Genomic DNA, 23,484 nt, shown 5'->3' on the forward strand with positions numbered 1-23,484 from the left:
TTTTAGTTTGTTTTAGCTTCTACTTTGATTAGTTACTTTGTTCCGCCAAAATGCAGAAGGACAATGGGTCGATGGTTATCCTTGGCGCTGCTACGCCGCGAGAAGCGATCCCAGCTCCATTGGGGTCAGCAACGAGGTGCCAAGAAGTATTTTCTGTTGCCGTCGGTAAGTCAAAGGACCAGCTTTCTTCCGTGCTGTTGAGTAAAACGAACAAGGAACGCCATGGATGCTGTTCGTCACGATTGGGTACTTGATACGCCAAGCGATTTTCATCCTTTGTCTCATAAAAGACCATGCTTTCAGCCGCTTGGGTCGTGGCATCTCTCAATGGTGCATAGGACTGCCGCAATGCCCACAAGCCCCGATACAGCTCGCGCAATTCTTTGAAGGTTTTGGCACGTGCCCAATCCAGCTGATTGACTGCCAGTGGCGAACGGAAGGAATTTTCATCGCCTTCTTTGGTACGGCCAAATTCTTCCCCAGCTTGAGTCAACACGGCTCCTTGGCTAGTAAACAAAATGGCTGCTGCTAGTTTGTTACGGGCTAAAAGCTCAGGTTCAAAATCATAATTTCTTTCCTTCGCTGAAGCCTGCATGGTTGCCACCAGTTTGTCCCACAAGGTCAAATTATCATGGACTGAAGCATAGGCGATCACTTGACGGGGCGATTTTGCCCAGCGCTCGGGGCCTTCTTGTCCAGCAACTTTCGTATTTCCTTGAATCGCCGTTGCCAAATTTGCCGCATAAAAGGTTTGCTTGACTTGCGGTTGACCATTCATTCCTTGAATAAACGCGCCGTCTGTTTCTTCAAAGACATCGCCTTTGATACTGTCTCTTAAATCATTGCTAAAAACCGCAACGCCTTCTGACAGTGCCCAAACATTGCTTTTATTCGCTGGGATATTCGGCTGAATAATTTGATTGCTGCCGGCATCCCATGGTTCGCCGTATAAAATCACATGGCTGAAGCCGGCAGCATCTAGGCGTTGCCGCAATTGGTTCATGGTTTCCACATCGATCAAGCCCATCAAATCAAAACGAAAGCCGTCGATTTTGTATTCTTGCGCCCAATATAAAACTGAATCAATGATAAATTTGCGCATCATTTTCCGTTCAGAAGCCACTTCATTGCCGCAAGCAGAACCGTCTGCAAAATTCCCCGCATCATCTTGGCGGTAGTAATAATCAGGCACCGTTAAATTAAACCACGATTCTTCTGTGATCGCAGTGTGATTGAAGACCACATCCATTACAACGCCGATGGCTTCTTCATGCAGCGATTGGATCATTTGCTTGCATTCACGAATCCGCGCCTTGGGATCACTAGGATCAGAAGCGTATCGTCCTTCAGGTACATTGTAATTTTTCGGATCATAGCCCCAGTTGTAGGCAGACGAAGTTTCATCATTGTCAAAATCGAAGATCGGCAGCAGATGAACATAATTGATCCCCAGCTCTTTTAAATAAGCCATACCAGTTGGTTGACTTTCATCCCCTGTCAGATGGGTCTTTTTTTCAGTAAAGGCTAAATATTTCCCGCGATTTTCTGGTGAAATCCCGCTGTTTTCGGCGCCGCTGAAATCTTCGACATGCAATTCCCAAATATAGGCATCTGTGATCGATTGCTGACTGACGCCGTGAGTCTCCTGCCAGCCTTCAGGATCTGTTTCCTTTAAATCAATGATGGCCCCACGGTTTCCGTTGATCCCTACTGCTTTGGCATAAAGATCCACCGCTTCGACTTTTTGACCGTCTCGTTGAAATTCAAACGTATAAAACAGCTCTTTGACGGTTTCTTCCGTCGTGACTTGCCAACAGTTGTCTTCTTGGACCATTGGCAGCGTCAGCAGGCGATCATCAGCCCCAGCGACACCGCTTTGATAAATCAATACTGAAACGGCCTCTGCTTCTGGTGACCAGCATTTGAACGTGGTTTGCTGTCCTTGAAAAGTCACACCAAGATCATTCCCGTGATACGTATGTTCTTCTAAAAAACCGATCCTGCGATCGATCGCAATCTTTTTTTCTCCATACTGCGTGTTTTGTCCCATCAAAATTCCTCCATTCAACGTTGCTAACTATAAAACCCAGTTACTTTTCTGCTATTTCTACCTTCTCATATTTCTTGAAAATTGCCAACAATAAGCCGCCTTTTCTTTGACCTAAAAATAAGCTTTAACACTACAGACAAGCCCTTTTCTTATTTTGCTAAACGACTCCACACCTCTTTTTATCAAAAGAAAAACCCCCACTCGTTGAACGGCTCTTAAAGAATAGCTATTGCTTCTAATCTTTAAGATCACTGCTCCGATGGGGATTGTTGAAAAAGAAGAAATCAATAATGGCAATGATAGCTGTCACAATATTCTGAAATCTCTTCCTCTCTTTCTCGCTATCTAGTGATCACTTACAGCTAGACCTGATTCAAGTAAGGTTTTAGATAAATCACCTTGATAAAAATCGACTGGTTCATGAAGGACTCGCTGCCAATAATTTTGTGTCTCTTTCAAAAAATTAGCATTATCTTGCGTATTTCCTTCACGAATAAACAGCAATACCAACCCATTAAAAAAGATCAAGGCTTCTTCATGATATTTTCTCAGATCGCTTTTATGCGCACATTGAAAAACAGCTGATTCAGCAATTGCTTCTTGAAAATAAGCAAAAGAACGCTCTTTTATGTAAGGACCACAGCCAATATCATTTAAAAAAAGTGCGAAAAAGAGGTTGCGATTGCGGCTGGCAAATACGTAATAGTCCTGCCAAAAGCTGTATAAGGAATCGAGTGTCTCTTCTGACTCTTTTTTTGTTTCGTGAATGTCGCGAAACACATCATCAACCATCGCCTGTTTATAATTTTGCATGTTTGAAAAATTTAAATAGATCGGTTGGGTCGATGTTCGTGCATATTTAGCAATGTCGCGGACAGTGATTGGTCGATAAAGATATTCCACCAGATATTTTTTTAAGCAATTGATCAAATATTTTTTCGTAATCGTTGCTTTTCTCATAATACCCCTTCCTTTCTGGACGTCACCAATTCTTGCTGATGTTCGTCTCATTCACTTTGACTACTTGCAGCTTTTAGAAGCACAACCAACGCCCATTTTCTTACTGAAAGTAATCTTTATACTTCTACTTTAACAAAAAAGAGCACGTTAACCTATACTTTACGCCGATTTTCTTAATTTTATTTTTCATTTTTGACCATTTTATTAAAGAAACTCTTGTTGTCTTATGGTGCTCAGACTTAAGGCTGATTTTGACTGGTGCTGCTTGTGGAATGATACTATGTAATGTATAGTATGAATATGAACAGGAGGAGAGCCTTTGGATGCCCAATTAAAAAAAGGATTATTGGAAATTTGTGTTTTGGCTTATTTGCAGCATGGTGACTCTTATGGCTATGAATTAGTCAAAAACATATCTTCTTTACTGCCAATCTCAGAATCAACGCTCTATCCTATCTTGAAGCGCTTAGAAGCCAGCCGAGCGGTTGAGACTTATACTAAAAGCCATCAAGGACGGACCCGAAAATATTACCGCTTGACCAAAATCGGAAAACAGCGGATCGACGATTTTTTAACCAACGACTGGCCCCAATTGACATTGATCCAGCGATTTATTAAAGGAGGAACATTAGATGAACAGAGTTGATTTTATCAAGGCATTGGCTGCGGAATTATCTGAAAAAGTCAGACCTAGCGAGATTCATCAGCTGATCAACTATTATGACGAGATGATCGAAGATTTGATGGAAGAAGGATACACCGAAGAAGAAGCCGTGGCACGCCTTGGCTCCCCAAAAGAACTGATCCAAGCAGTCACCGAAACGGAAGAGGTCGTAGTAGAGATTCCCCGCCGCTTTCATCCCTTCTTGCTCTTGATTTTAGTACTGGGCTTCCCATTGTGGGGCAGCCTCTTGTTAAGTGCCGCTTTGCTGATCCTAAGCTTTTTAATAATCATCTGGTGTGTGCCTTTCACCACTGGCATGATTGGTGTCACTACGTTTATCGGTGGGATCGCCAGCGTTGTCTTAAGTCCCATGCTGATGGCGGATGGTTTCTATCTCTTTTTAAGTCAGTTAGGCGTGGGGATTTTCTTATTTGGTTTAGGGCTGCTTTGCCTGATCGCCACTTATAGTATGAGCCGACCTTTTTCACGTCTTACCCACTCCCTTGTCGTTTGGCCGAAATCATTTGTTCAAAACTATCGAAAGAAGGCAGTCCTATGATCAAAATCAATAAGCGCTTTTTCGTTTTTCTCAGTCTGTTGTTTATTATTCTCGGACTGGTCATCACCTTTATCGGTTTTTCAATGTCAGGCTACTCACCTGATGCCTACCATATTGAGCATCGTCGCTGGTATCAACTCGTTGGTTTCTATACGGAATAACAGACGGAAAATAATTATAAGTTGATTTTTTCGTCAGAAAAACTAGCAATTTTCATTAATTTCATGCATCGGTGAAAAAATTGAACTTCTCTTTTTGACGGAACCATATTACTATATAGGTACATCCTGTATCCTATTTCATAGGGTAACCAGAAAAACCCATACCATCCTATGGGTTTTTTTGCTGTCTATAAAAGCAAAAAAACGTGCCGCAAGTCCAGGTATCGCCAAGCCAGCTGTTTTAGCTAACCTTGGCAGAACCTGTCTGCAGTACGTTTTTTCTAATGATCGATTATTCCCCTAGTACTGGCTGTTCTTGCACAGTGCCAATAGGAAACAAGGCGCGAAACACTCGGCGAACGATTGGACCTGCAATGAACAATTGCAACGGCAATGCGACGATCACATTTTTCCCAATGTTGCTTAGCCAATTGACCAACACTGATTGATCAGGGTTTGGGTGCATCAACGCACCAAAGAGTGACATACAGATCACCATGCCGGCGATCATCAATGAAGAAATCAACCCGATTTTTTTCCAAGTAGCTGATTGATGGTCCAAAAATCGAAACGCCAAACCTTTTGCCGGACCCGAAACAATGAACCAATCCAAAATAAAGGCGACACAAAGGGCTAAGGGCAATTCATTCCACGCCAATTGGAATGCCAATGCCGAAACACCGACTTGAAACATGAGGTTATAAACACTCATAAAATACACCATGAAAATACACATAAGTGTCGTATAGATCAAACTTTCTTTTTTATTGATAGGCATGCAACAACTTCCTTTCTCTTTTTCGTACTCGACTATTCTAGCAGAAGAAAATTTTTCGTGTAAGTAAAAGTTTGAAAACTTTCAAAAAAGTTTTTTGCTATTTTTTTATCCACTTCTCTTGACACTTTCTTATGAAGTCAGTAGAATAGCGATAGATTAAATCGTACAGATAACAAGCGGGTTCGCTTGTCGAGAGAGAGGCGGTTTCTATGAGAATAGAAACGGTCTCTTTTTTTGCGAATTTTTAGAGGTGAGAATATGGAAAACAACAAAAAACTCGTGGGGGCGATCCTCGCAACCGGATTGATGTCATTTGCAGGTGTGCTGATTGAAACAGCCATGAATGTAACGTTTCCGACATTGATCGATCAATTTACGCTTTCAACATCCGATGTTCAATGGGTGACGACCATCTACTTACTGGTCATCTCCATCATTGTCCCAATATCGACCTACCTTTTGAAACGCTTCTCATTGAGAACCTTGTTTCTAACTGCCAACGCCTTTTTCCTTGTTGGCTTGGTGATCGACTTTTTATCGCCGACGTTTGCCATTTTGCTGATTGGCCGCTTTTTCCAAGGTGCCAGCACAGGGATCGCACTGCCTTTGATGTTCCACATCATTTTGACTTACTCCCCCTTTGAAAAACGGGGAGCGGCAATCGGCTTAGGGAATTTGACCACTTCCATCGCTCCAGCGATCGGACCGACATATGGGGGCTTATTGACCGCCCATTGGTCTTGGAATGCGATCTTTCTTTTCTTGATCCTAGTCTTGCTGATCTCCCTAGTACTCGGCCTTTACTCGATCCCTAAAACGGCTGGGGCAAAAGACACTTCCCTGGATTTACTGAGTGTATTAGGAATCGTCTTGATGTTCAGCGGCTTCTTATTGTTCTTGAATCAAGTAGGCACCTTAGCGAGTCTACTGCCGCTGCTTTTCGGTTTCATTGGTGCTGGCTTGTTTTATCAACGCTCAAAAGGCCCGAACCCTTTGATTCGTTTGGCTGTTTTGAAAAACCGTAGCTTCAGTTTGTTTCTGTTTGGCTTTCTTGTTTGTCAGTTCCTTTTACTGGGCATTTCCTTTGTCTTGCCGAACTTTGTCCAACTCGTCTTGGGAAAAGATGCCTTTACTGCAGGATTAGTTATGCTTCCTGGGGCGGCGATCGGGGCGATCCTTGCGCCGATCTCTGGTCGGTTGCTGGATAAAGTTGGACCGAAAAAACCGATCCTGTCTGGTTTGACGTTGATTGCCATCGGTTGGCTTGCCTTAGCCCTCGTTTTGCGTTCGCCTTTCATTTGGAGCCTAGTTGCTGGACATGTCTTTTACATGATCGGGATCGGCTTAGCCTACAGCAATATGATGACCACCGGCTTAAACAAGCTGACTCCTGCATTGTACGCGGACGGTAATGCGATCTTTAATACGCTACAGCAATTTTCTGGTGCAGTGGCGACGGCTGTGGTGGCGACCATTATCAATTTGGCACAAAATGCGGCGACCGATTACACCCAAGGGACGGTCATCGGCTCTCAAATCGCCTTATTCTTTTTGTGGGCCCTGGTCTTACTGACTTTCCTATTAACGATCAACTACTTCCGCAAAAGCACCGACAAAAAAGCCGTCAGCTAACTGCGGCTTTACCCATTGAAAACCAAGAAAAAGCCGCTCTCCCTTGAGGGCGGCCATAAAAAAATCCGCTTCCGATCCCCCTTCTTAGTCAAAGGGTGCTCTCGGAAACGGATTATTTTTTTAGTTTAATTCAGCGGAACCAACCGCTGTTTTGGCTGTCACTGTGCCTGTGGTCGTCAATGAAAGCTGACGCACTTTTTCGGCATTCGTGATGACTGTTAAAACATCTGTCTGTTTGCCAGCTGCGGTCACAGCCTCTAGATCCATCACTGCAATCTTCGTTTCTGGTGTGACCGTGTCACCTTCAGAAACAAGGACCTCAAATGGCGCACCTTTTAATTCCACAGTATCTAAGCCCATATGAACAAGAACTTCCGCGCCACCAGGCGTTAAAATCCCAATTGCATGCTTTGTTTCAAAAATGCTAGAGATCGTGCCTGCAACAGGAGCATAAATCGTTCCATTCGTTGGCTGAACAGCAAAGCCGTCACCCATCATTTTTTGAGAAAAGACAGGATCAGAAACTTCAGTGATGGCAACTACTTTCCCATCAGCTGGAGCATAAAGGGTTTCTTCTGAAACTTGTGCTGCTTCTGGGGCTGCAGGTGTCGGTACAGCCGTCGTTGGTGCAACAGCCGCTGCTGCAGCTGTATCAGCAGCCAATTGCGGTTCTAATTTATTTAAGAAGGTAACTTTTCTAAAGATGATGGTGCAAACAAACGTGATCGCAATCGTCACCGCCATTGAGATGAAGACCATTGGATAGTTTTCAATTTTAAATGATAAGAAACCAGGCAGTCCCCCTACACCAATACCTAATGCACGGGTATTCGTTGCAGTGATCAGCATTCCACCAAAGGCAGAACCTACCATTGCTGCGACAAATGGGTAAACATATTTCAAATTAATCCCGAACATCGCTGGTTCAGTAACCCCCATGTAAGCAGAAATCGTTGCTGGAACAGAGACTTGTTCTTCTTTTTTATTGCCACGGTGAAGGAACCAAATCGCCAATACTGCCGTACCTTGTGCAATATTTGACAGCATGATCATTGGCCAAAGGTTGGTTGTCCCAAAATCTGCTACTAATTGAGAGTCGATCGCTAGCGTTGTATGATGCAATCCGGTAATAACCAAAGGCGCATACAAGCCACCGAAAATGAAACCAAATAACCAGTTTAATGGTGAGGTCAAGCCAGCATTTACGACCCAAGAAATGCCTGATCCGATTTGCCAACCGATTGGACCTAACACCATGTGGGCTGCTAAAATAGTTGGCAGCAATGAGAACAATGGAACGAAGATCATTGAAACCGCTTCTGGAATCCATTTCCGGAAGAATCTTTCAAGATAAACCAATAAGAAACCTGCCAGCATTGCTGGGATCACTTGTGCTTGATACCCAATTTTATCAATAGTGAAGAACCCGAAGTCCCACGTATAATTTTGAGCAATTTCTGCAGCAGAAGTTGAACTTACTGAATAAGCATTTAATAATTGCGGTGAAACCAATGTAATCCCTAAAACAATCCCTAATATTTGCGTGGTTCCCATCTTACGTGTAATACTCCAAGTAATCCCTACTGGTAGAAAGTGAAAGATCGCTTCACAGGGCAGCCATAAAAAGCCGTTGACACCGTTCCAAAAAGTAGAAGCTTGCGTAATGGTTTGTCCACCTAGAGCTTCTAGCGGTACACCTTCTAAGAAATTTCTCAGCCCTAGCATCAAACCACCGACAATAATCGCTGGTAATAACGGGGTAAAGATCTCAGCTAACGTAGCGATCGCTCGTTGCACGATATTTTGATTGTTTTTTGCAATCGCTTTACTTTGTTCTTTAGAAACACCTTCTATTCCTGATACATCGGTAAAATCATTGTAAAACGTTGAGACATCATTGCCGATAATGACTTGGAATTGTCCCGCATTGGTAAACATTCCTTTGACACTTGGAATTTCTTCAATTGCCTTTTCGTTTGCTTTTGACTGATCGTTCAAAACAAAACGCATCCGTGTCGCGCAATGTGTTACTGCGGCGATATTTTCTTTGCCGCCAACATATTCCAGCAGCTTCTCAGCATCATCACGATACTTTCCCATAATTAATAAACCCCTTTCATCTCCACTTGTATATATATGTTTTGATTACGCACTAATCATAACTTGATAATTTTGATATTGCAAGCGTTTCAAACCAATTTTTTTCACTTTTTCTATAAACAATACAAGCAAATAGCAAAGGTACCATATGAAAACCTTTATAAATAAACGTTTTTTAAAATGTTTCATTAATATAAAATAATATTGCCAACAACTTTATTTACTGTTTATTTGACAAAAAAGAATAAAAAAACAGGATAGATAAATTGAAATAGCTTACAATTTACGTTATAATCATTTTGCATGTATAGACAAGTTTAAAGGAGGACAACTACTGTGAATACGATTATATTGTCTAAGGAACAATGGCTGTTAACGGATCAAACTGGTACGACCTATCCGTTTTCTGGGACTGACAGTGAGCGCGTTGCCGCACTGACCGCGCAGCTGCAGCAAATGGAAGGTGGCGGGATCGTCTCTGAATCGCTGGTGTTTACGAATGAAGAAGGGACTTTTTCATTGGACCAATGGTTGACAGAAAAATTGAATCGTCCCTTTGTTTGCACTACGAAAGAACAGTATGAAGAAAAAAGTGCTGAAATTCCTTGGCGCCTCGAATACTATGGCTACACCCCTGGTAAAGATGAATACTCGGTGGAGTCACTTTTAACCGTCGGTAACGGCTATTTAGGGCTGCGAGGCACAACGCCTGAGATGACCATTTGTGAAGCGAACTATCCAGGACTGTATTTAGCAAGTCTTTACAATACGGTGGAATCGGATGTTTCTGGTCATACCATCAGCAATGAAGACTTCGTCAATGCACCGAATCTGCAAAAAATGTACGTAAAGATCGATGATGAAGTGATCGATATCGCCAACAATCAGCTCCTTTCCTTTAAACGGACATTGGATCTGAAGACCGGCTTGTTCCAATCAGTGGCAGAAATTGAAACCAAAAAACAAAAGCGTCTGCGAATCGAAACGAAGAAGATCGCCAATATGCAAGACGTTCACCAATACAGCTTGGTCTATCAGTTTACCCCGCTCAACTTTTCTGGCACCGTTACCTTCGTCAGTGAAGCCGACGGATCGGTCTATAACTATAACGTCGCTCGTTACCGTAGTTTAACTAACCAGCATTTGACCGTGAAAGAGGCAGCAGCTGAACAAAACAAAGCGCATTTAGTGGTCACCACTAACCAATCACAGATTACCGTTGTCCAATCCTCTCAACTGTTTTCACAGGACCTGCCATTGGCTGAGCTGCAAGCTGAAACAAATGACCAGGTCGTCCGTCAGCAAGTAACCCTTGAGGTGACGGAAGGACAAACTTATCGGGTCGAAAAATCAGTCACTGTTGCCGCTTATCGCCAAGAAGAGCCGCAACCGGCATTTACGTTTTCTTCCTTAGCATTACCTGATTTTGCGACGATGTATACCGCCTCAAAACAAGCCTGGGCTGAATTATGGGCAAAAGCGGCCATCGAAGTCACTGGTGACTTAATGTCGCAAAAAATGCTGAATCTGCATACGTATCATCTGCTGGTCTCCGCAGCACCGAATGCTTATCAGGAGTCCTTAGATGCCAGTATCACTGCCCGTGGCCTACATGGTGAAGCCTATCGCGGTCATATTTTCTGGGATGAACTGTTTATCTTACCGTTTTACATTCTACATTTTCCTGACACCGCCAAAGAAATTCTGCTGTATCGCTACCGCCGCTTAGCTGCTGCCAAAAAAGATGCCCAAAAAGCTGGCTACCAAGGCGCCATGTTCCCATGGCAATCAGGATTGGATGGCAGTGAGCAATCCCAAGAACTGCATTTAAACCCTATCAGCGGCGAATGGAAAGAAGATCACAGTCGCTTGCAACGCCATGTCTCCTTAGCGATCGCTTATAACATTTGGCAATACTGGCACAACACGCAAGATCGAGTCTTCATGGAACAATATGGGTTAGAATTGATGTTAGAAGTCGCTCATTTCTGGCAAAGTGCTGCCACCTGGGATGATGCTGCTCAACGTTACTTTATCGATAAAGTTATGGGACCAGATGAATTTCATGAAAGCTACCCAAATAGTGAACAAGGCGGCTTGAAAAACAACGCCTATACCAATATGATGGTAGTATGGTTGTTTGAAGAGATCGAGAACCTTCAACAACAACTTTCAGCAGAGAGCTTCCAAGCGGTATTAGAGAAAACGGCTTTAACCCCTGCAGATATTGCTGCTATGGCAGATATTCGTACCAAGCTGGGCTTAGAGATCGATCCAGAAGGCATCATTGCACAATTTGAAGGGTACTTCCAGCTGGAAGATCTGGATTGGGCTCACTACAAAGAGAAATATGGCAACATCTATCGGATGGACCGCATCTTGAACGCTGAAGGCAAGAGTGCTGACAGCTACAAAGTCGCGAAACAAGCGGATAGTTTGATGATTTTCTACAATTTCTCAAAAGAGCAAGTCAATCAGATTTTGGCAGATCTTTCTTACCAGCTGCCAACAGACTATATTGAAAAAAATCTCCATTATTACTTGGCTCGTACCTCCCACGGCTCGACGTTGTCACGCATCGTTCATGCCCAGTTGGCGGCAATGGTAGATGATCAGGAGTTGGCTTGGTCATTATACCAAGAAGCCCTCTCTTCTGATTACCGTGATATCCAAGGCGGGACTACAGCAGAAGGCATTCACGCCGGTGTCATGGCTGCTACGTTGTTTATTCCATTAACCACTTTTGCTGGGATCGATATTCGAGAAGAGCAGCTGCAGATCACGCCAAACTTGCCGAAAGCTTGGGACAGCTTAGCCTTTCAGCTAGAAGTTCGCGGCACCCGCTTTGCAATGAATGTTACACATGAAACATTGACGATTACCGCTGATCAGCCAGTCACGATCTTAGTGAATGGGCAACAAGTTTCTCTAGAAGCAAAGAAAGAAGCAACGATTACTTACTAAAAGGAGTGTTACACATGAAAAAAGGATTTGTTTTTGATTTAGACGGCGTTATCACGGATACGGCCAAATACCACTACATTGCATGGAAAGAATTAGCTGCGGAGATCGGGATCGAGATCGATTTGAAGTTCAACGAGCAGTTAAAAGGCATCAGCCGCATGGATTCTTTAGAGCGAATCTTAACCCTAGGCAACAAAAATGATGCCTACACAGAAGTCGAAAAAGAAGCGTTAGCGACGAAGAAAAATACCCACTATGTACAATTGTTACAAAGCTTGACTCCTGATGATCTATTGCCAGGGGTGAAGACATTCCTTGATGAAGCCAAAGCAAAAAACATTCCTTGTGCGATCGCTTCGGCATCCAAAAATGCACCGTTTATTTTGGACAAACTTGGGGTCATGCAAGACTTTGATACGATCGTTGACCCAGCAACCTTGAAAAAAGGCAAACCAGATCCAGAAATCTTTATCCAAGCAGCGCTGGCACTAGGCATTGAACCGGCAGAAGCAGTTGGCTTTGAAGATGCTCAAGCAGGGATCGACGGCATCAATGCTGCTGGTATGTATGCGGTAGGTGTTTATTCAGGAGAAGAATTACACGGTGCAGATGTGATCGTTGAAAAATTAACGGACCTAAACATTGACGAACTTTTGGCGAAATAGTCGATTGCATTTCCAAATTGGCCTCGCTATAATAGCCAAAGAGGGGGCAATCCGATGAACAAGTTCAAAGAAATATTTTTAGATTTAGAACAAAAAATTCTAGCAAACGAATACCCTCCGCATTCTTTGCTGCCTAGCGAAAACCAATTGATCAAAACTTATGGTGTCTCCCGCGAGACTGTCCGTAAGGCATTGAATTTATTGCGGGATGCTGGTTATATCCAAAAGAAACAAGGGAAAGGTTCGATCGTTTTAGACTTGAATCGCTTTGATTTCCCGATTTCTGGCTTGACGAGTTTTCGAGAGCTGCAAGATACCCAACGCATTCCTAGTGAAACTAAGGTTGTCGAGATCCGCAAGATCGCCGTTTCGCCAAAGCTGCACGAGACCACTGGTTGGCCTGTTGCTTCTGAGGCATGGAAACTGATCCGTCAGCGGAGAATCGATGGAGAAGTGGTGATTTTGGATAAAGATTACCTTGATGCTTCTATCATCGAAGAGTTGCCAGAAAACCGAGCGAAAGTATCGATTTTTGATTACTTTGAAAATGATCTTGGCCTTGAGATCGCTTATGCACAAAAAGAAATCACTGTTGACCCCGTCAACAAAGAATTGCGGGATCTAATGGATCTGCGTCCTGAAGATCAGCATGTCGTTACGGTTCGCAGCCTCGTGTATCTAGAAGACACGCGCTGTTTTGAATACACCGAATCGATCCACCGACTGGATAAATTCCGCTTTGTGGACTTTGCCCGCCGACGCAAGATTTGATGGACGTATAGACGTGAAACACATGAAACAGACCTGGACTTCCCCGAGAAGCCTGGGTCTGTTTTGTTTTTCACTAGCCCCCCACTCGATAATACTGGATCGATCCTCCCATTTTTCGCCTCTGTCGCTATCGAGCCATCCTTTTGCTTGTTCGTTGTTCTGTTGCCGACGAATAAAAAAGGCACGATCATTTATGGGACTGATGAAATAGAGTCGATTTTGCACAACTCAGCCGTCCTTATTGACAATCAGCTACACAAAAAAGCAGTATCCTCTGAGAGGATACTGCTTTTGCTTGCTATTTGGCGTAATCCGTTGCGCGGGTCTCGCGAATAACGGTTACTTTGATATGACCTGGGTAATCCAAATCGTCTTCGATCTTCTTGCGGATGTCGCGAACCAATCGTACAGCATCCAAATCAGAAATCTCTTCTGGTTTGACCATTACACGGACTTCACGTCCGGCTTGGACTGCAAAACTGGAATCGACCCCTTTGAAGCCGTTGGCGATATTTTCTAGGTTTTGCAAGCGGCGAATATAATTTTCCAATGATTCGCTGCGGGCACCTGGACGGGCTGCTGACAAGGCATCTGCGGCTGCAACTAAAACAGAGATAACCGATGTTGCTTCAACATCTCCATGGTGAGAAGCGATCGCATTGATCACCACACCATTTTCTTTGTATTTGGCAGCTAACTCAGCCCCGATCTCAACGTGAGAGCCTTCAATTTCATGGTCAAGGGCTTTCCCGATATCATGCAAGAGTCCAGCACGTTTGGCTAACTGGATATCTTCGCCTAATTCTGCGGCAAGAACACCGGTTAGTTTTGCGACTTCGATCGAGTGGTTCAAGACGTTTTGTCCGTAGCTGGTACGGAAACGCAAACGACCTAAAATCTTGATCAAGTCTGGATGAAGGGTGTGGGCGCCGACTTCAAAGGCTGCTTGTTCCCCATATTCACGAATATGCTCATCCATTTCTTTCCGAGATTTTTCGACCATTTCTTCAATTCGAGCTGGATGGATCCGGCCGTCTTGAATCAGTTTTTCAAGGGTCATACGAGCAATTTCACGGCGAATCGGATCAAATCCTGATAAGACGACTGCTTCTGGCGTGTCATCAATGATCAAATCGATCCCTGTCAATGTTTCAAGGGTGCGAATGTTCCGACCTTCTCTTCCGATGATTCGACCTTTCATCTCATCGTTTGGTAATGATACGACCGATACCGTGGTTTCAGACACTTGGTCTGCGGCACAACGTTGGATTGCTAGGGACAAGAGATTTTTTGCTTTTCGATCTGCTTCTTCCTTTGCACGCTGTTCAGATTCTTTGACCATGATCGTTAATTCATGGTTCAATTCCTCTTCCGTTGATTTCATGATCAACTCTTTTGCTTCATCTCTAGACAGCGCAGCGATGCGCTCTAATTCTTTCTGTTGTCCATCGATTAAGTTTTCTACTTCTTTTTCTCGCTCGTCAATTAATTGTTGTTTCTCACTAAGTCTGCCTTCTTTATCTTCAAGTGAGCGTTCTCGTTTTTCCAAAGAATCGTCCTTACGATCAAGAACTTGTTCTCTTTGGAGTAAACGATTTTCTTGTGATTTTAAATCAAGTTTGCTTTCTTTCAACTCACTTTCAATCTCTGACCGATACTTCTGATTTTCTTCCTTAGCTTCTAACAATGCTTCTTTTTTAAGAGTTTCTGCTTCTTTCTTAGCGCTTTCGATAATTCCAGCTGCAGAATTTTGGGCGCCGTTGATTTCTTTCTCATGACGAGATTTCGTCACATAAACTCCTAATCCAAGACCGACAATTAAACCGATGATAGCGAGGAGAATGTAAAGTAGTTCCAATGAATCCACCTCCATACTATCTTTTTAAATATTTTGTAATTTTGATTAACAAAGGATAACAAAATTATCAATTCGCTACTTCTTATGTGGAAATCCACATACGTTTATTGTAATGTTTGAACCCAAGAGTGTCAACTTTAAATAATAAAGTAAACTTTCGCAACCCTTCCTTTTTACGGATGTTTTTTCAACAATGGACGAATCTGGCAAAAACCACAAAAAAGCCAAACAACGAGGTTGTTTGGCTTTTTCAAGACTTAGTCGTCTAATGGTAATTCTTCTTGCGCTTCCTCAAGGGTTACGGTCTCTCCTGTTCCAATCCCGTAAGCATCGCGGACGCGAGCAGAAACTTCTAGCATCATTTCTTGGTGTTCACGCATATAGTTTTTGGCGTTTTCACGACCTTGACCGATACGATCCCCTTTATAGGCATACCACGCACCGCTTTTATCGACGATGTCTTGTTCCACGGCCATATCCAGCAGTTCGCCTTCTTGGGAAATCCCTTGACCATACATCATGTCGACTTCTGCTACTTTAAATGGTGGCGCTACTTTGTTTTTGACTACTTTGATCTTCGTGCGGTTCCCGATGATATCTGTACCGGATTTCAATTGCTCAGCACGACGTACTTCCAAACGGATGGTTGAATAGAATTTCAACGCACGGCCACCAGGCGTCGTTTCTGGATTCCCGAACATGATCCCAACTTTTTCCCGAATTTGGTTGATAAAGATCGCGATCGTTTTCGTTTTGTTGATGGAACCAGAAAGTTTCCGTAATGCTTGTGACATCAAACGAGCTTGCAAACCAACGTGGGTATCACCCATTTCACCGTCGATCTCCGCCCGTGGGACTAAAGCTGCTACCGAGTCAATGACCACGATATCAACCGCACCACTTGAAACTAAGGCGTCAGCGATCTCTAATCCTTGTTCTCCTGTATCTGGTTGTGATAACAAAAGATCATCGATATTTACGCCTAATTTTTGCGCATATTGAGGATCTAACGCATGTTCGGCATCGATAAATGCTGCTGTTCCGCCATTTTTTTGGACTTCCGCAATGGCATGTAAAGCAACTGTCGTTTTACCAGAACTTTCTGGGCCGTAAACTTCTACGATCCGTCCTCGTGGGTAACCACCTACACCTAATGCAACATCCAAGGCCAATGAACCACTTGGGATCGTTGAAATTTGTTGATCAACTTTTTCGCCAAGCTTCATGATGGCACCTTTACCATAGTTCTTTTCAATCTTCTTTAGTGCAGCATCTAAGGCTGCTTTACGATCATCTGCCAAACGGATAATCCTCCTTATATTCATCACTTTCGTGTGTCGTTCATAAGATAATAATAGTCCTTCTGACGGGAAATTGCAAGAAAAAACGAACAAACATTCGCATTAATTTAATAATTCCTTACGTATTTGATTTAAGCCCGCCATGACGGCACTATGCCGAATATAGGCGCGGTCGCGGTTGAAGTGATACAGCTGGCTCGAGACGCCTTTGTCAGAAGCTAAGGCGATCCAAACGGTGCCTTTAGGCTGACCTTCTAACTCGTCTGGACCAGCAACACCCGTAAACGCCACCGCATAATCAGTCTCGGCTTGTTTGCGGGCATAGACGGCCATTGCTTCTGCACATTCCTGACTAACAGTCCCATAGCTTTCCAAAAGCTCTGGATCGATGCCTAAGAGCTTGCTTTTTGTTGCAGCAGAATATGTCACGAACCCACCGGGAAACACCTCAGAGACGCCAGGAATCCCTCCTAGGGTCGCTTGGAACAAACCAGCGGTCAAACTTTCCGCTGCGGTGACGGTTTTCTTATTCTCGATCAGTAGCCCGACGACTGTTTCTGCCAGCGAATTTTGTTCCCCATACCCATAGAAATACGCACCGACCCGTGCTTGGACGGTTTCTTCTAAGGCATCCAATTGTTTGATTCCTTGCGCCTCGTCTGCAGTTTTGACCGTCAGACGCAGCGTGACCTCATTGGGTTTGGCATAAGGAGCGATGGTGGGATTGACTTGATTCTCGATCAAATCGGCCAATTCTGTGACCAACGCCGATTCCCCGATCCCGTAATAGCGCAAAACGCGAGAAAGCAAGACTTCTTCTTGGGGAAACTGCTCTAATAGAAGTGGTTTTGCGTGGGTAAGAAACATCGCCTGCAGTTCACTTGGTGGTCCCGGCAGCAGCAAATAACTGGTAGCGGCTGTCTGATAAAAGATCCCGATCGCTAGTCCATTGGGATTTGGCAAAGACACACCATCTTTAAAAACGAGGGTCTGCCGTAAACTGTTTTCCGTCATTCTCCGTTGACTGTTTTCAAAGAAGGCTTTCAATTGGTGATAACCTGGTTCATCTCTGACTAACTCTTGTCCCACATGACGGGCAGTGACTTGTTTCGTCAAGTCATCGTCGGTGGGCCCTAGGCCGCCGCACAGCACGATCAAGTCGCTGCGTTTGTCGGCGATCGTCAGCAATTCTTCTAAGCGATTGGGGTTGTCCCCGACAACACTATGATAAAAAACATCGATCCCAAGACTTGCCAGTTCTTCTGACAAGAAGGTCGCGTTCGTATTCACCACCTGTCCTAAAAGTAATTCGGTCCCGACTGCAATAATTTCTGCTTTCATTCGTTTACTCCTTCATTTATCAGATACGTAAAAGTCTTTCATATTGACAAAAAAAGTCCAGAAAACTTCTGAACTTTCGTGACTTGTATCCTTGTTTTTATCGCTTCTTTATCTAGATCTAGAAATTTTACATAGAATCTTTAAAAACATTCGTATTTTTTATGAAATAATCGACCCCGGAATAGATCGTGAAGATCAAACATAGATACAACATGATTTGATCGATAGGCAAACCGATCATTGAAAAGGGAATGTTGTTCAAGAACAAGAAAATGATCGCAACCATTTGTGTCGCGGTTTTGATTTTCCCTGGCCATGCAGCAGCCATGACTTCCCCGCTTTGTTCCACTAACAACAAGCGTAAACCCGTCACTGCCAACTCGCGGCAAACGATGATCGAAACTACCCAGCCTGGGGCTTTGTCTAATTCAACCAGCATGATAAAAGCCGTCATGACGAGCATTTTATCTGCTAACGGGTCAGCAAACTTCCCGAAGTTGGTAACAAGGCCTCTGGAACGAGCGATCTTGCCATCTAGCCAGTCTGTAATGCTGGCTGCCGCAAAAAGGATCGCTGCAATAAGGTGCGTGTTTTCTAATTGTGTCGTACCAACGGTCAGCGTGCCAAGATCGATTGGCAAAACCAAGACCAAAATAAAGATGGGGATCATAATGATCCGTAATACAGTTAATTGATTGGGTAAATTCACGAAATAGACTCCTCTCTGCCGACTATTGTACGAAATAACGGCAAATCATGCCACTACTTCTGCTTTTCAATGGTCGGATGCAACAGATAACTTTTTAGCTAATGATACCTCAATGAGGCACATTTGTCAGATTTAAGCCGCATCGTCTTGGTATTCAATCACGAGACGGACCGTCTTTTGTAACAATTCAAATTGCGGATCAGAAAAGTCCACCTCCTGACCATTGGCAGTGATGGAGATATTTTGACTTGCGCCCAGGGTCAAAGTCGCATTCGTGGCGCCTTCTGGCAGCGTCATCGATTGCGTTTCTCCCGCTTGAACAGTGTATTGGTACACATAAGCGTTGTCGACTTGTACACCGACCCAACAAGAAGCATCTAGCCCAGTAAATGCTAATTCAATAGGATTTTCCGCATCTTTCATCGTGATCGTGATCGACGATTGCGTCGAATCACTGGCAGTCATCGTCATTTTCGCTTCGCTGGATTCCGTCGTACTTGAAGACTCCGTCGCTTCACTCGAAGTACTGGTTTCTTCCGTACTTGACGTGGTGGAAGCGGTAGACGCTGAATTTTCTACCACAAGAGAAGAGCTTCCTTGGATCATCGGCGTTGTATTCCGGTCTTGCCAAGCCATGTAGCCCACGATACTCACGATCGTAATGGCCACCAGACCTAATAGAATCATCGGCAAATAGCGGACGACAAATGAGCCGCTTTTTTCTTCTACGTGCTGTGCTTTTCGTGAGCCGCTGACGGTTTCAGGCTGCGGTCTTTTTGGTAAGGGGGCGTCTAACGTATCTTTGCCATCAAAAACGGCTACCAATTTGTCGCCGTCTTCTCCAACCGCTGCTGCATATTGGCGAATAAACGCACGGACATAAAAAGTGCCTGGCAATTGATCAAAACGCTCTGCTTCAATTGCTTCTAAATAGCGTTTTTGGATCTTTGTCATTTGTTGTAATTCAATCAATGAAATGTTTTTATCTAAACGGGCTTGCCGTAATTTTGCTCCAATCGTTGTTTCGTTGGCCACTCGATCATCTACTCCAGTCTTTTATTCATCTTTAAAAAAAAGCCCTAAAATCGCTTCGCTGCTTGTCGTAAGGTCAGCAAAGCTGCTCTATCATTTTAAAACAGGGGTTCCCTGTATACGTCAATAAAAAAGTTCCGTCGCGCCGATTTCCACTTGGACACGCCGTCTACTAAATATAACATTTTTTCCGTGATTTTTTGCAAAAAAACAAAAAAAGATTTTGCTCCAATAATTAAAGAATACCATAAAAGAAAAAGTCTGAGGATAGCCTAACGACAACTCGCAAACAAATTTTAATACTTTTCGCCAAATTGGCATCAAATTGCAAGAAAAAACCACCCTTTGACGCAAAAAGAAAACACTGAATGACTCAGGAGTTGGCCAGCCCTTGTTCTGTTGGGCATTCCTCCTTGAATCAGTCAGTGTCGCTTAGATGATAGCTGTTTGACAAAACCAGCCTTCGCTTAGGCTTTTTCCGTTGGATACATGTAAAAACGACTAAACGCTTTGGGATCGATAAAGGAACGAGCCGCTTGCTGGACATCTTCCAAAGTAATCGATTGGATCACTTCTGGCAGATCAAAGAGCGTCGTTTCACCGAATAAACTTTGGGTAAACTGGTTTGCGATAAACTCCAGTGAGTTCAGTGATTGGAAATATTTTCCTAGCATTTTCTTCTTCAATAACGTCAAGTTTTCTTCATTGATCTCTGGATCTTGCTGGAAATTCATTACGATCGCTTCGATCTCTGCCAACATTTTTTCTGGCTCTTCAGAATCCCCCGAGAAGTCGGCAAAGTAAAAGCCGCGATCCAAGTTCACTTCAAACCCAAATGTGTCGTCGATGATGCCTTGATCATACAAACGCAAATAATTGGCGGACGTATTGCCTAACACCAATTGGCAGAAAAGATTCAACGCATTTTTGAAGCGTAAGAGCTCTCTTCCTGATTTCGGCAGTTTGTTCAAGTCCCCTTTGATCCCTAATACGCCTTTGGCACGTGTCACTGGCATGGTAAGACTTGATTCTGCTTGAATATCGGCAAAGGTTTCTTCAGGAAACTGGCGAATGATCGCCTGCGTTTCTGGAAAGGTCTTGGCCGCTTGATTGGTCCGAATCCACGCCATCGTTTCTTCAGGATCGATATTGCCTACCACAAAAAGCGTCATGTTGCTTGGGTGATAGAAGGTATTGTAGCAAAGATACAAGTCTTCTGCGGTGATCTGCGCAATGCTTTCCACCGTACCAGCGATATCGATATGCAAGGGGTGCTTCGGATACAGATTTTTGATGATGCCGAAAAACTGCTGCCAGTTCGGATCGTCATCATACATTTGGATTTCTTGACCAATGATCCCTTTTTCTTTTTCGACGGTTTCTTCTGTGAAATACGGGGCTTGAACGAAATCGATCAACGTTTCAAGGTTCAGCTTGATTTGATCGGTTGCCGAAAAAAGGTAGCTGGTTTTCGTGAAACTGGTAAAGGCATTGGCAGAAGCCCCCTGCTGACCAAAGGTTTGAAAGACATCGCCGTCTTCTTTTTCAAACAGTTTGTGCTCTAGAAAATGGGCAATGCCGTCAGGGACTTGATGCAATGCTTCGGGTGAAAACCCGAAATGATTGTCGACAGAGCCATAGTTCGTACTGAAAAGTCCGTAAGTTTTATGGAAATCGGCTTTTGGCAGCAAATAAACTTTCAAGCCGTTTGGCAATACTTCTTCATAAAGGGTCTCATTGATTTGCTGATAGACTTTTTTATTCATGGGTCGTCTCCTTATCCAGGAAGAATACAGCTTGCAAGGACACGTTTTGAGCCAATGCTTGGACATCTGCCACGGTCACTTGTGCCAATTTCTGCATAAATTCATCTTCCGTCATTTTCGTATTCGGTACCCACTGATTCAGATAGGCTGTTTCGATCAGTGCTTGTGGGTTATCCAATGAAAGCAAGTACTGGTTTTTCAACATCGCTTTTGTTTGTGCCAGTTCTTCCGCGGTGACTTCGCCACGCTGCAAGCTTTGCAGCTGCTGTTCGATCAATTTGAAAACCTTGTCGCGGTTTTTGCCATCGATCCCTGTTTGGACCGACAAATACCCCCGAAACGTATCGATACTGCTGGAAGCATAATACGCCAAACTTTCTTTCTCTCGGACATTCATAAACAGTTTTGAATGAGGGAATCCGCCAAACAACCCGTTGAAGACCATAAAGGCGATCCGCTCGGCTTGGTCATAATACACGCCAGTATGATAGCCTAAGTTCAATTTGGCTTGGATGATTGGTTCCCGCAAGATTTTCTCGCGAATGATATTTTCCGCCGCTTGCTGATAAAAGACCGGCATTGCTTGGTCTGGCCGATCGGTAAAGGCCATGTTTTGGAAGAGCGCCGCAACTTCTGCTTCAACCACATCGCCGATCACGAAAATATCGATTTGATCATTGTCCATCATTGAGCGATAGGTTTGGTAAAGCTCTTTTGCGGTCACAGCTTCTAAGTCTTGGGGACGGCCAAAGCTCGGATACTTCTGATTCTGATCGTTTTCGAAATACAACTCTTGCAGCCCTAAAGAAGCCAATGCTTGCTTATCTTCTGCCACGCTGTTCATATAGGCGATCAAGTTGTGCTTTTCGATGGTGAAGTTCTTTTCTTCAAACTGTTCCTCGTGGGCATTCGGATGGAACAAAACTTCTGCTAAAAAAGCGGCTGCTTGCGGCAACACTGCTTCATCTGACACGTACTTCCCGTTGACAAAGGACATCGCTGCATTGATTTGATGCAGATTGCCCCGTTTGTTGACATTCATACCAAAGCTGGCACCGTAAAGCTCTGCCAGCTGACTGCTAAATGCGGTCTGTGTCGGATAAGCCAAACTAGTCGTTTCTAATAAACTGGTCAATAAGGTCCGTTTGGCGGTCATTCCAGCCTGCAATGGTGCAGTAAACCGAACGAAAAAACGGATCGTTTTATACTTTTTGGTCGGTAGCACCGTTAACCGAACACCTTTTTTTAATTCAATAGACATGTGACACCCCTTCTAGAAGCAAAATTATCTCTTCAATTATAGCATAGCTGACAAACTTTCTCCTCGGCTCGCTGATCAAACCTGTTGCAGCGAGCGTTTTTTTTTATAAATCCCGCGTTTTTCGCTATACTGTCAGTAAGATTTAGAAGGGAGGATACAGGATGATTAAAGAATTTAAAGAATTTATTTTACGAGGAAACGTCATTGACTTGGCGATCGGGGTCGTGATCGGGAGTGCCTTCACCGCAATCGTCACTAGTTTAGTTGAAGGATTGCTGACACCATTGGTTTCATGGATCTTATCACTCTTTGGTAACGCAGATGCCTTTTCTGGCTTGGTCTTTGAACCAGCCAAAAATGTGGTCTTTGATTTCGGCCGCGTAATTACTGCCATTATTACGTTCTTGATTACCGCATTTGTCTTGTTCTTGATTGTCAAAGCAGTCAACAAACTACGCAATCTGAAACAACAACCTGAGGAAGAAGAAGTACCAGAAGTCACTGCAGAGGATTATTTAGAAGAGATTCGTGACCTTCTAAAAGCGCAAACGCCTCCTGCCAACACTGTGGATCCACGTCCAACATCATTGGATGATACGATCCGATAAAAAAACGGCTCTTAGTCAATAAGGTCGAAAGAAGCGATTCGGATTCATCCGATCCATCAATCATAGCGCTAAAAGAAGCAAGCACGCGAACCTCGCTAGAGAGTCGCTGTGCTTGCTTCTTTTTTCATCCCGACATGCAGGATCCCGTCTTCATAAAAAGGCGGTGTAATGGTTTTAAAGCCATACTGGCCGTAGAATTTTTCTAAGTGGGCTTGTGCTTCGATCTCAATAGGCAAAGCTGGATAACACTGCTCAATGCGATGCAAAACTTCTTTGATTAGACGATGGCCTTCTTTTTGCCCCC

The 23,484-nt window shown here is 43.8% G+C and carries 19 protein-coding genes and 1 pseudogene; 8 read left to right on the plus strand and 12 right to left on the minus strand.

The genetic code is table 11. The annotated features are described in order from the left end of the window. Positions 1–28: 28 nt before the first annotated feature. Together pulA and IGJ05_RS10860 are read right to left on the minus strand one after the other, a co-directional pair. Positions 29–2,050, minus strand: a complete 2,022-nt coding sequence (gene pulA, locus IGJ05_RS10855; RefSeq protein WP_081116695.1) for a type I pullulanase — start codon at positions 2,048–2,050, stop codon at positions 29–31. Positions 2,051–2,395: 345 nt separating this feature from the next. Further along, positions 2,396–3,010: a TetR/AcrR family transcriptional regulator gene (locus tag IGJ05_RS10860; RefSeq protein ID WP_266166285.1), complete on the minus strand. Its 615-nt coding sequence runs from the start codon at positions 3,008–3,010 to the stop codon at positions 2,396–2,398. A 319-nt stretch (positions 3,011–3,329) separates the two neighbouring features. Here IGJ05_RS10860 and IGJ05_RS10865 point away from each other — a divergent pair, with 319 nt between their 5' ends. Genes IGJ05_RS10865 through IGJ05_RS10875 form a run of 3 tightly spaced genes read left to right on the plus strand, consistent with a single transcriptional unit; the run spans position 3,330 to position 4,394 of the window. Beyond that, positions 3,330–3,656 (plus strand): PadR family transcriptional regulator, encoded by a 327-nt coding sequence (locus IGJ05_RS10865; RefSeq protein WP_081116697.1) that lies wholly within the window; start codon positions 3,330–3,332, stop codon positions 3,654–3,656. Next, positions 3,643–4,233, plus strand: a complete 591-nt coding sequence (locus tag IGJ05_RS10870) for a DUF1700 domain-containing protein (protein WP_081117611.1) — start codon at positions 3,643–3,645, stop codon at positions 4,231–4,233. The genes IGJ05_RS10865 and IGJ05_RS10870 overlap by 14 nt, the downstream gene beginning before the upstream one ends. After that, on the plus strand, positions 4,230–4,394 hold the full coding sequence (locus IGJ05_RS10875) for a hypothetical protein (RefSeq protein WP_005226470.1): 165 nt from the start codon (positions 4,230–4,232) through the stop codon (positions 4,392–4,394). The genes IGJ05_RS10870 and IGJ05_RS10875 overlap by 4 nt, the downstream gene beginning before the upstream one ends. Before the next feature lie 292 nt (positions 4,395–4,686). Here the strand turns inward: IGJ05_RS10875 and IGJ05_RS10880 are convergent, their stop codons facing one another. After that, positions 4,687–5,172, minus strand: a complete 486-nt coding sequence (locus tag IGJ05_RS10880; protein WP_081116699.1) for a DUF2798 domain-containing protein — start codon at positions 5,170–5,172, stop codon at positions 4,687–4,689. A gap of 258 nt (positions 5,173–5,430) precedes the next feature. Here IGJ05_RS10880 and IGJ05_RS10885 point away from each other — a divergent pair, with 258 nt between their 5' ends. After that, entirely contained in the window at positions 5,431–6,804 is a 1,374-nt protein-coding gene (locus IGJ05_RS10885) for an MFS transporter (protein ID WP_438725197.1), read from the plus strand. A gap of 120 nt (positions 6,805–6,924) precedes the next feature. On the opposite strand, the gene treP is transcribed toward IGJ05_RS10885, so the two are convergent. Continuing rightward, on the minus strand, positions 6,925–8,904 hold the full coding sequence (treP, locus tag IGJ05_RS10890) for a PTS system trehalose-specific EIIBC component (RefSeq protein ID WP_081116701.1): 1,980 nt from the start codon (positions 8,902–8,904) through the stop codon (positions 6,925–6,927). A 336-nt stretch (positions 8,905–9,240) separates the two neighbouring features. Here treP and IGJ05_RS10895 point away from each other — a divergent pair, with 336 nt between their 5' ends. From IGJ05_RS10895 to treR, 3 genes are read left to right on the plus strand one after another with little or no spacing between them, the layout of a single operon-like run. Then, positions 9,241–11,868, plus strand: a complete 2,628-nt coding sequence (locus IGJ05_RS10895; protein ID WP_081116702.1) for a glycoside hydrolase family 65 protein — start codon at positions 9,241–9,243, stop codon at positions 11,866–11,868. A 14-nt stretch (positions 11,869–11,882) separates the two neighbouring features. Beyond that, complete coding sequence (gene pgmB / locus IGJ05_RS10900) at positions 11,883–12,533, plus strand: beta-phosphoglucomutase (protein WP_015508694.1); 651 nt, start codon at positions 11,883–11,885, stop codon at positions 12,531–12,533. Between the two features lie 54 nt (positions 12,534–12,587). Continuing rightward, positions 12,588–13,304 carry a trehalose operon repressor gene (treR, locus tag IGJ05_RS10905; protein WP_005226457.1) on the plus strand — a complete coding sequence of 239 codons (717 nt, stop codon included), beginning with the start codon at positions 12,588–12,590 and terminating at the stop codon, positions 13,302–13,304. Between the two features lie 298 nt (positions 13,305–13,602). On the opposite strand, the gene rny is transcribed toward treR, so the two are convergent. The 7 genes from rny to yfmF all read right to left on the minus strand — a co-directional run bounded on the left by rny (position 13,603) and on the right by yfmF (position 22,572). Beyond that, a complete protein-coding gene (gene rny, locus IGJ05_RS10910; RefSeq protein WP_005232891.1) occupies positions 13,603–15,177 on the minus strand; it encodes a ribonuclease Y in 1,575 nt (524 codons plus the stop codon). Positions 15,178–15,419: 242 nt separating this feature from the next. Then, on the minus strand, positions 15,420–16,463 hold the full coding sequence (gene recA / locus IGJ05_RS10915; protein WP_005226448.1) for a recombinase RecA: 1,044 nt from the start codon (positions 16,461–16,463) through the stop codon (positions 15,420–15,422). A 102-nt stretch (positions 16,464–16,565) separates the two neighbouring features. Further along, complete coding sequence (locus IGJ05_RS10920) at positions 16,566–17,804, minus strand: competence/damage-inducible protein A (RefSeq protein ID WP_266166290.1); 1,239 nt, start codon at positions 17,802–17,804, stop codon at positions 16,566–16,568. Between the two features lie 127 nt (positions 17,805–17,931). Then, positions 17,932–18,513 carry a CDP-diacylglycerol--glycerol-3-phosphate 3-phosphatidyltransferase gene (gene pgsA / locus IGJ05_RS10925; protein ID WP_005226440.1) on the minus strand — a complete coding sequence of 194 codons (582 nt, stop codon included), beginning with the start codon at positions 18,511–18,513 and terminating at the stop codon, positions 17,932–17,934. A gap of 132 nt (positions 18,514–18,645) precedes the next feature. Beyond that, complete coding sequence (locus IGJ05_RS10930) at positions 18,646–19,548, minus strand: helix-turn-helix domain-containing protein (RefSeq protein ID WP_016608952.1); 903 nt, start codon at positions 19,546–19,548, stop codon at positions 18,646–18,648. A gap of 464 nt (positions 19,549–20,012) precedes the next feature. Then, on the minus strand, positions 20,013–21,311 hold the full coding sequence (yfmH, locus tag IGJ05_RS10935) for an EF-P 5-aminopentanol modification-associated protein YfmH (protein WP_074934338.1): 1,299 nt from the start codon (positions 21,309–21,311) through the stop codon (positions 20,013–20,015). After that, on the minus strand, positions 21,304–22,572 hold the full coding sequence (yfmF, locus tag IGJ05_RS10940; protein ID WP_081116705.1) for an EF-P 5-aminopentanol modification-associated protein YfmF: 1,269 nt from the start codon (positions 22,570–22,572) through the stop codon (positions 21,304–21,306). Before yfmF ends, yfmH begins: the two co-directional genes overlap by 8 nt. Before the next feature lie 161 nt (positions 22,573–22,733). On the opposite strand from yfmF, the gene mscL reads away from it, so the two are divergent. Beyond that, positions 22,734–23,180 carry a large conductance mechanosensitive channel protein MscL gene (mscL, locus tag IGJ05_RS10945; RefSeq protein ID WP_005226421.1) on the plus strand — a complete coding sequence of 149 codons (447 nt, stop codon included), beginning with the start codon at positions 22,734–22,736 and terminating at the stop codon, positions 23,178–23,180. 95 nt (positions 23,181–23,275) lie between these two features. On the opposite strand, the pseudogene IGJ05_RS10950 reads toward mscL, so the two are convergent. Further along, a pseudogene (locus tag IGJ05_RS10950) lies at positions 23,276–23,473 on the minus strand (GNAT family N-acetyltransferase); the annotation flags it as partial. Positions 23,474–23,484: the final 11 nt, after the last annotated feature.

The organism is Enterococcus sp. AZ167 (genome assembly GCF_051714025.1).
Taxonomy (GTDB): Bacteria; Bacillota; Bacilli; order Lactobacillales; family Enterococcaceae; genus Enterococcus_D; species Enterococcus_D casseliflavus.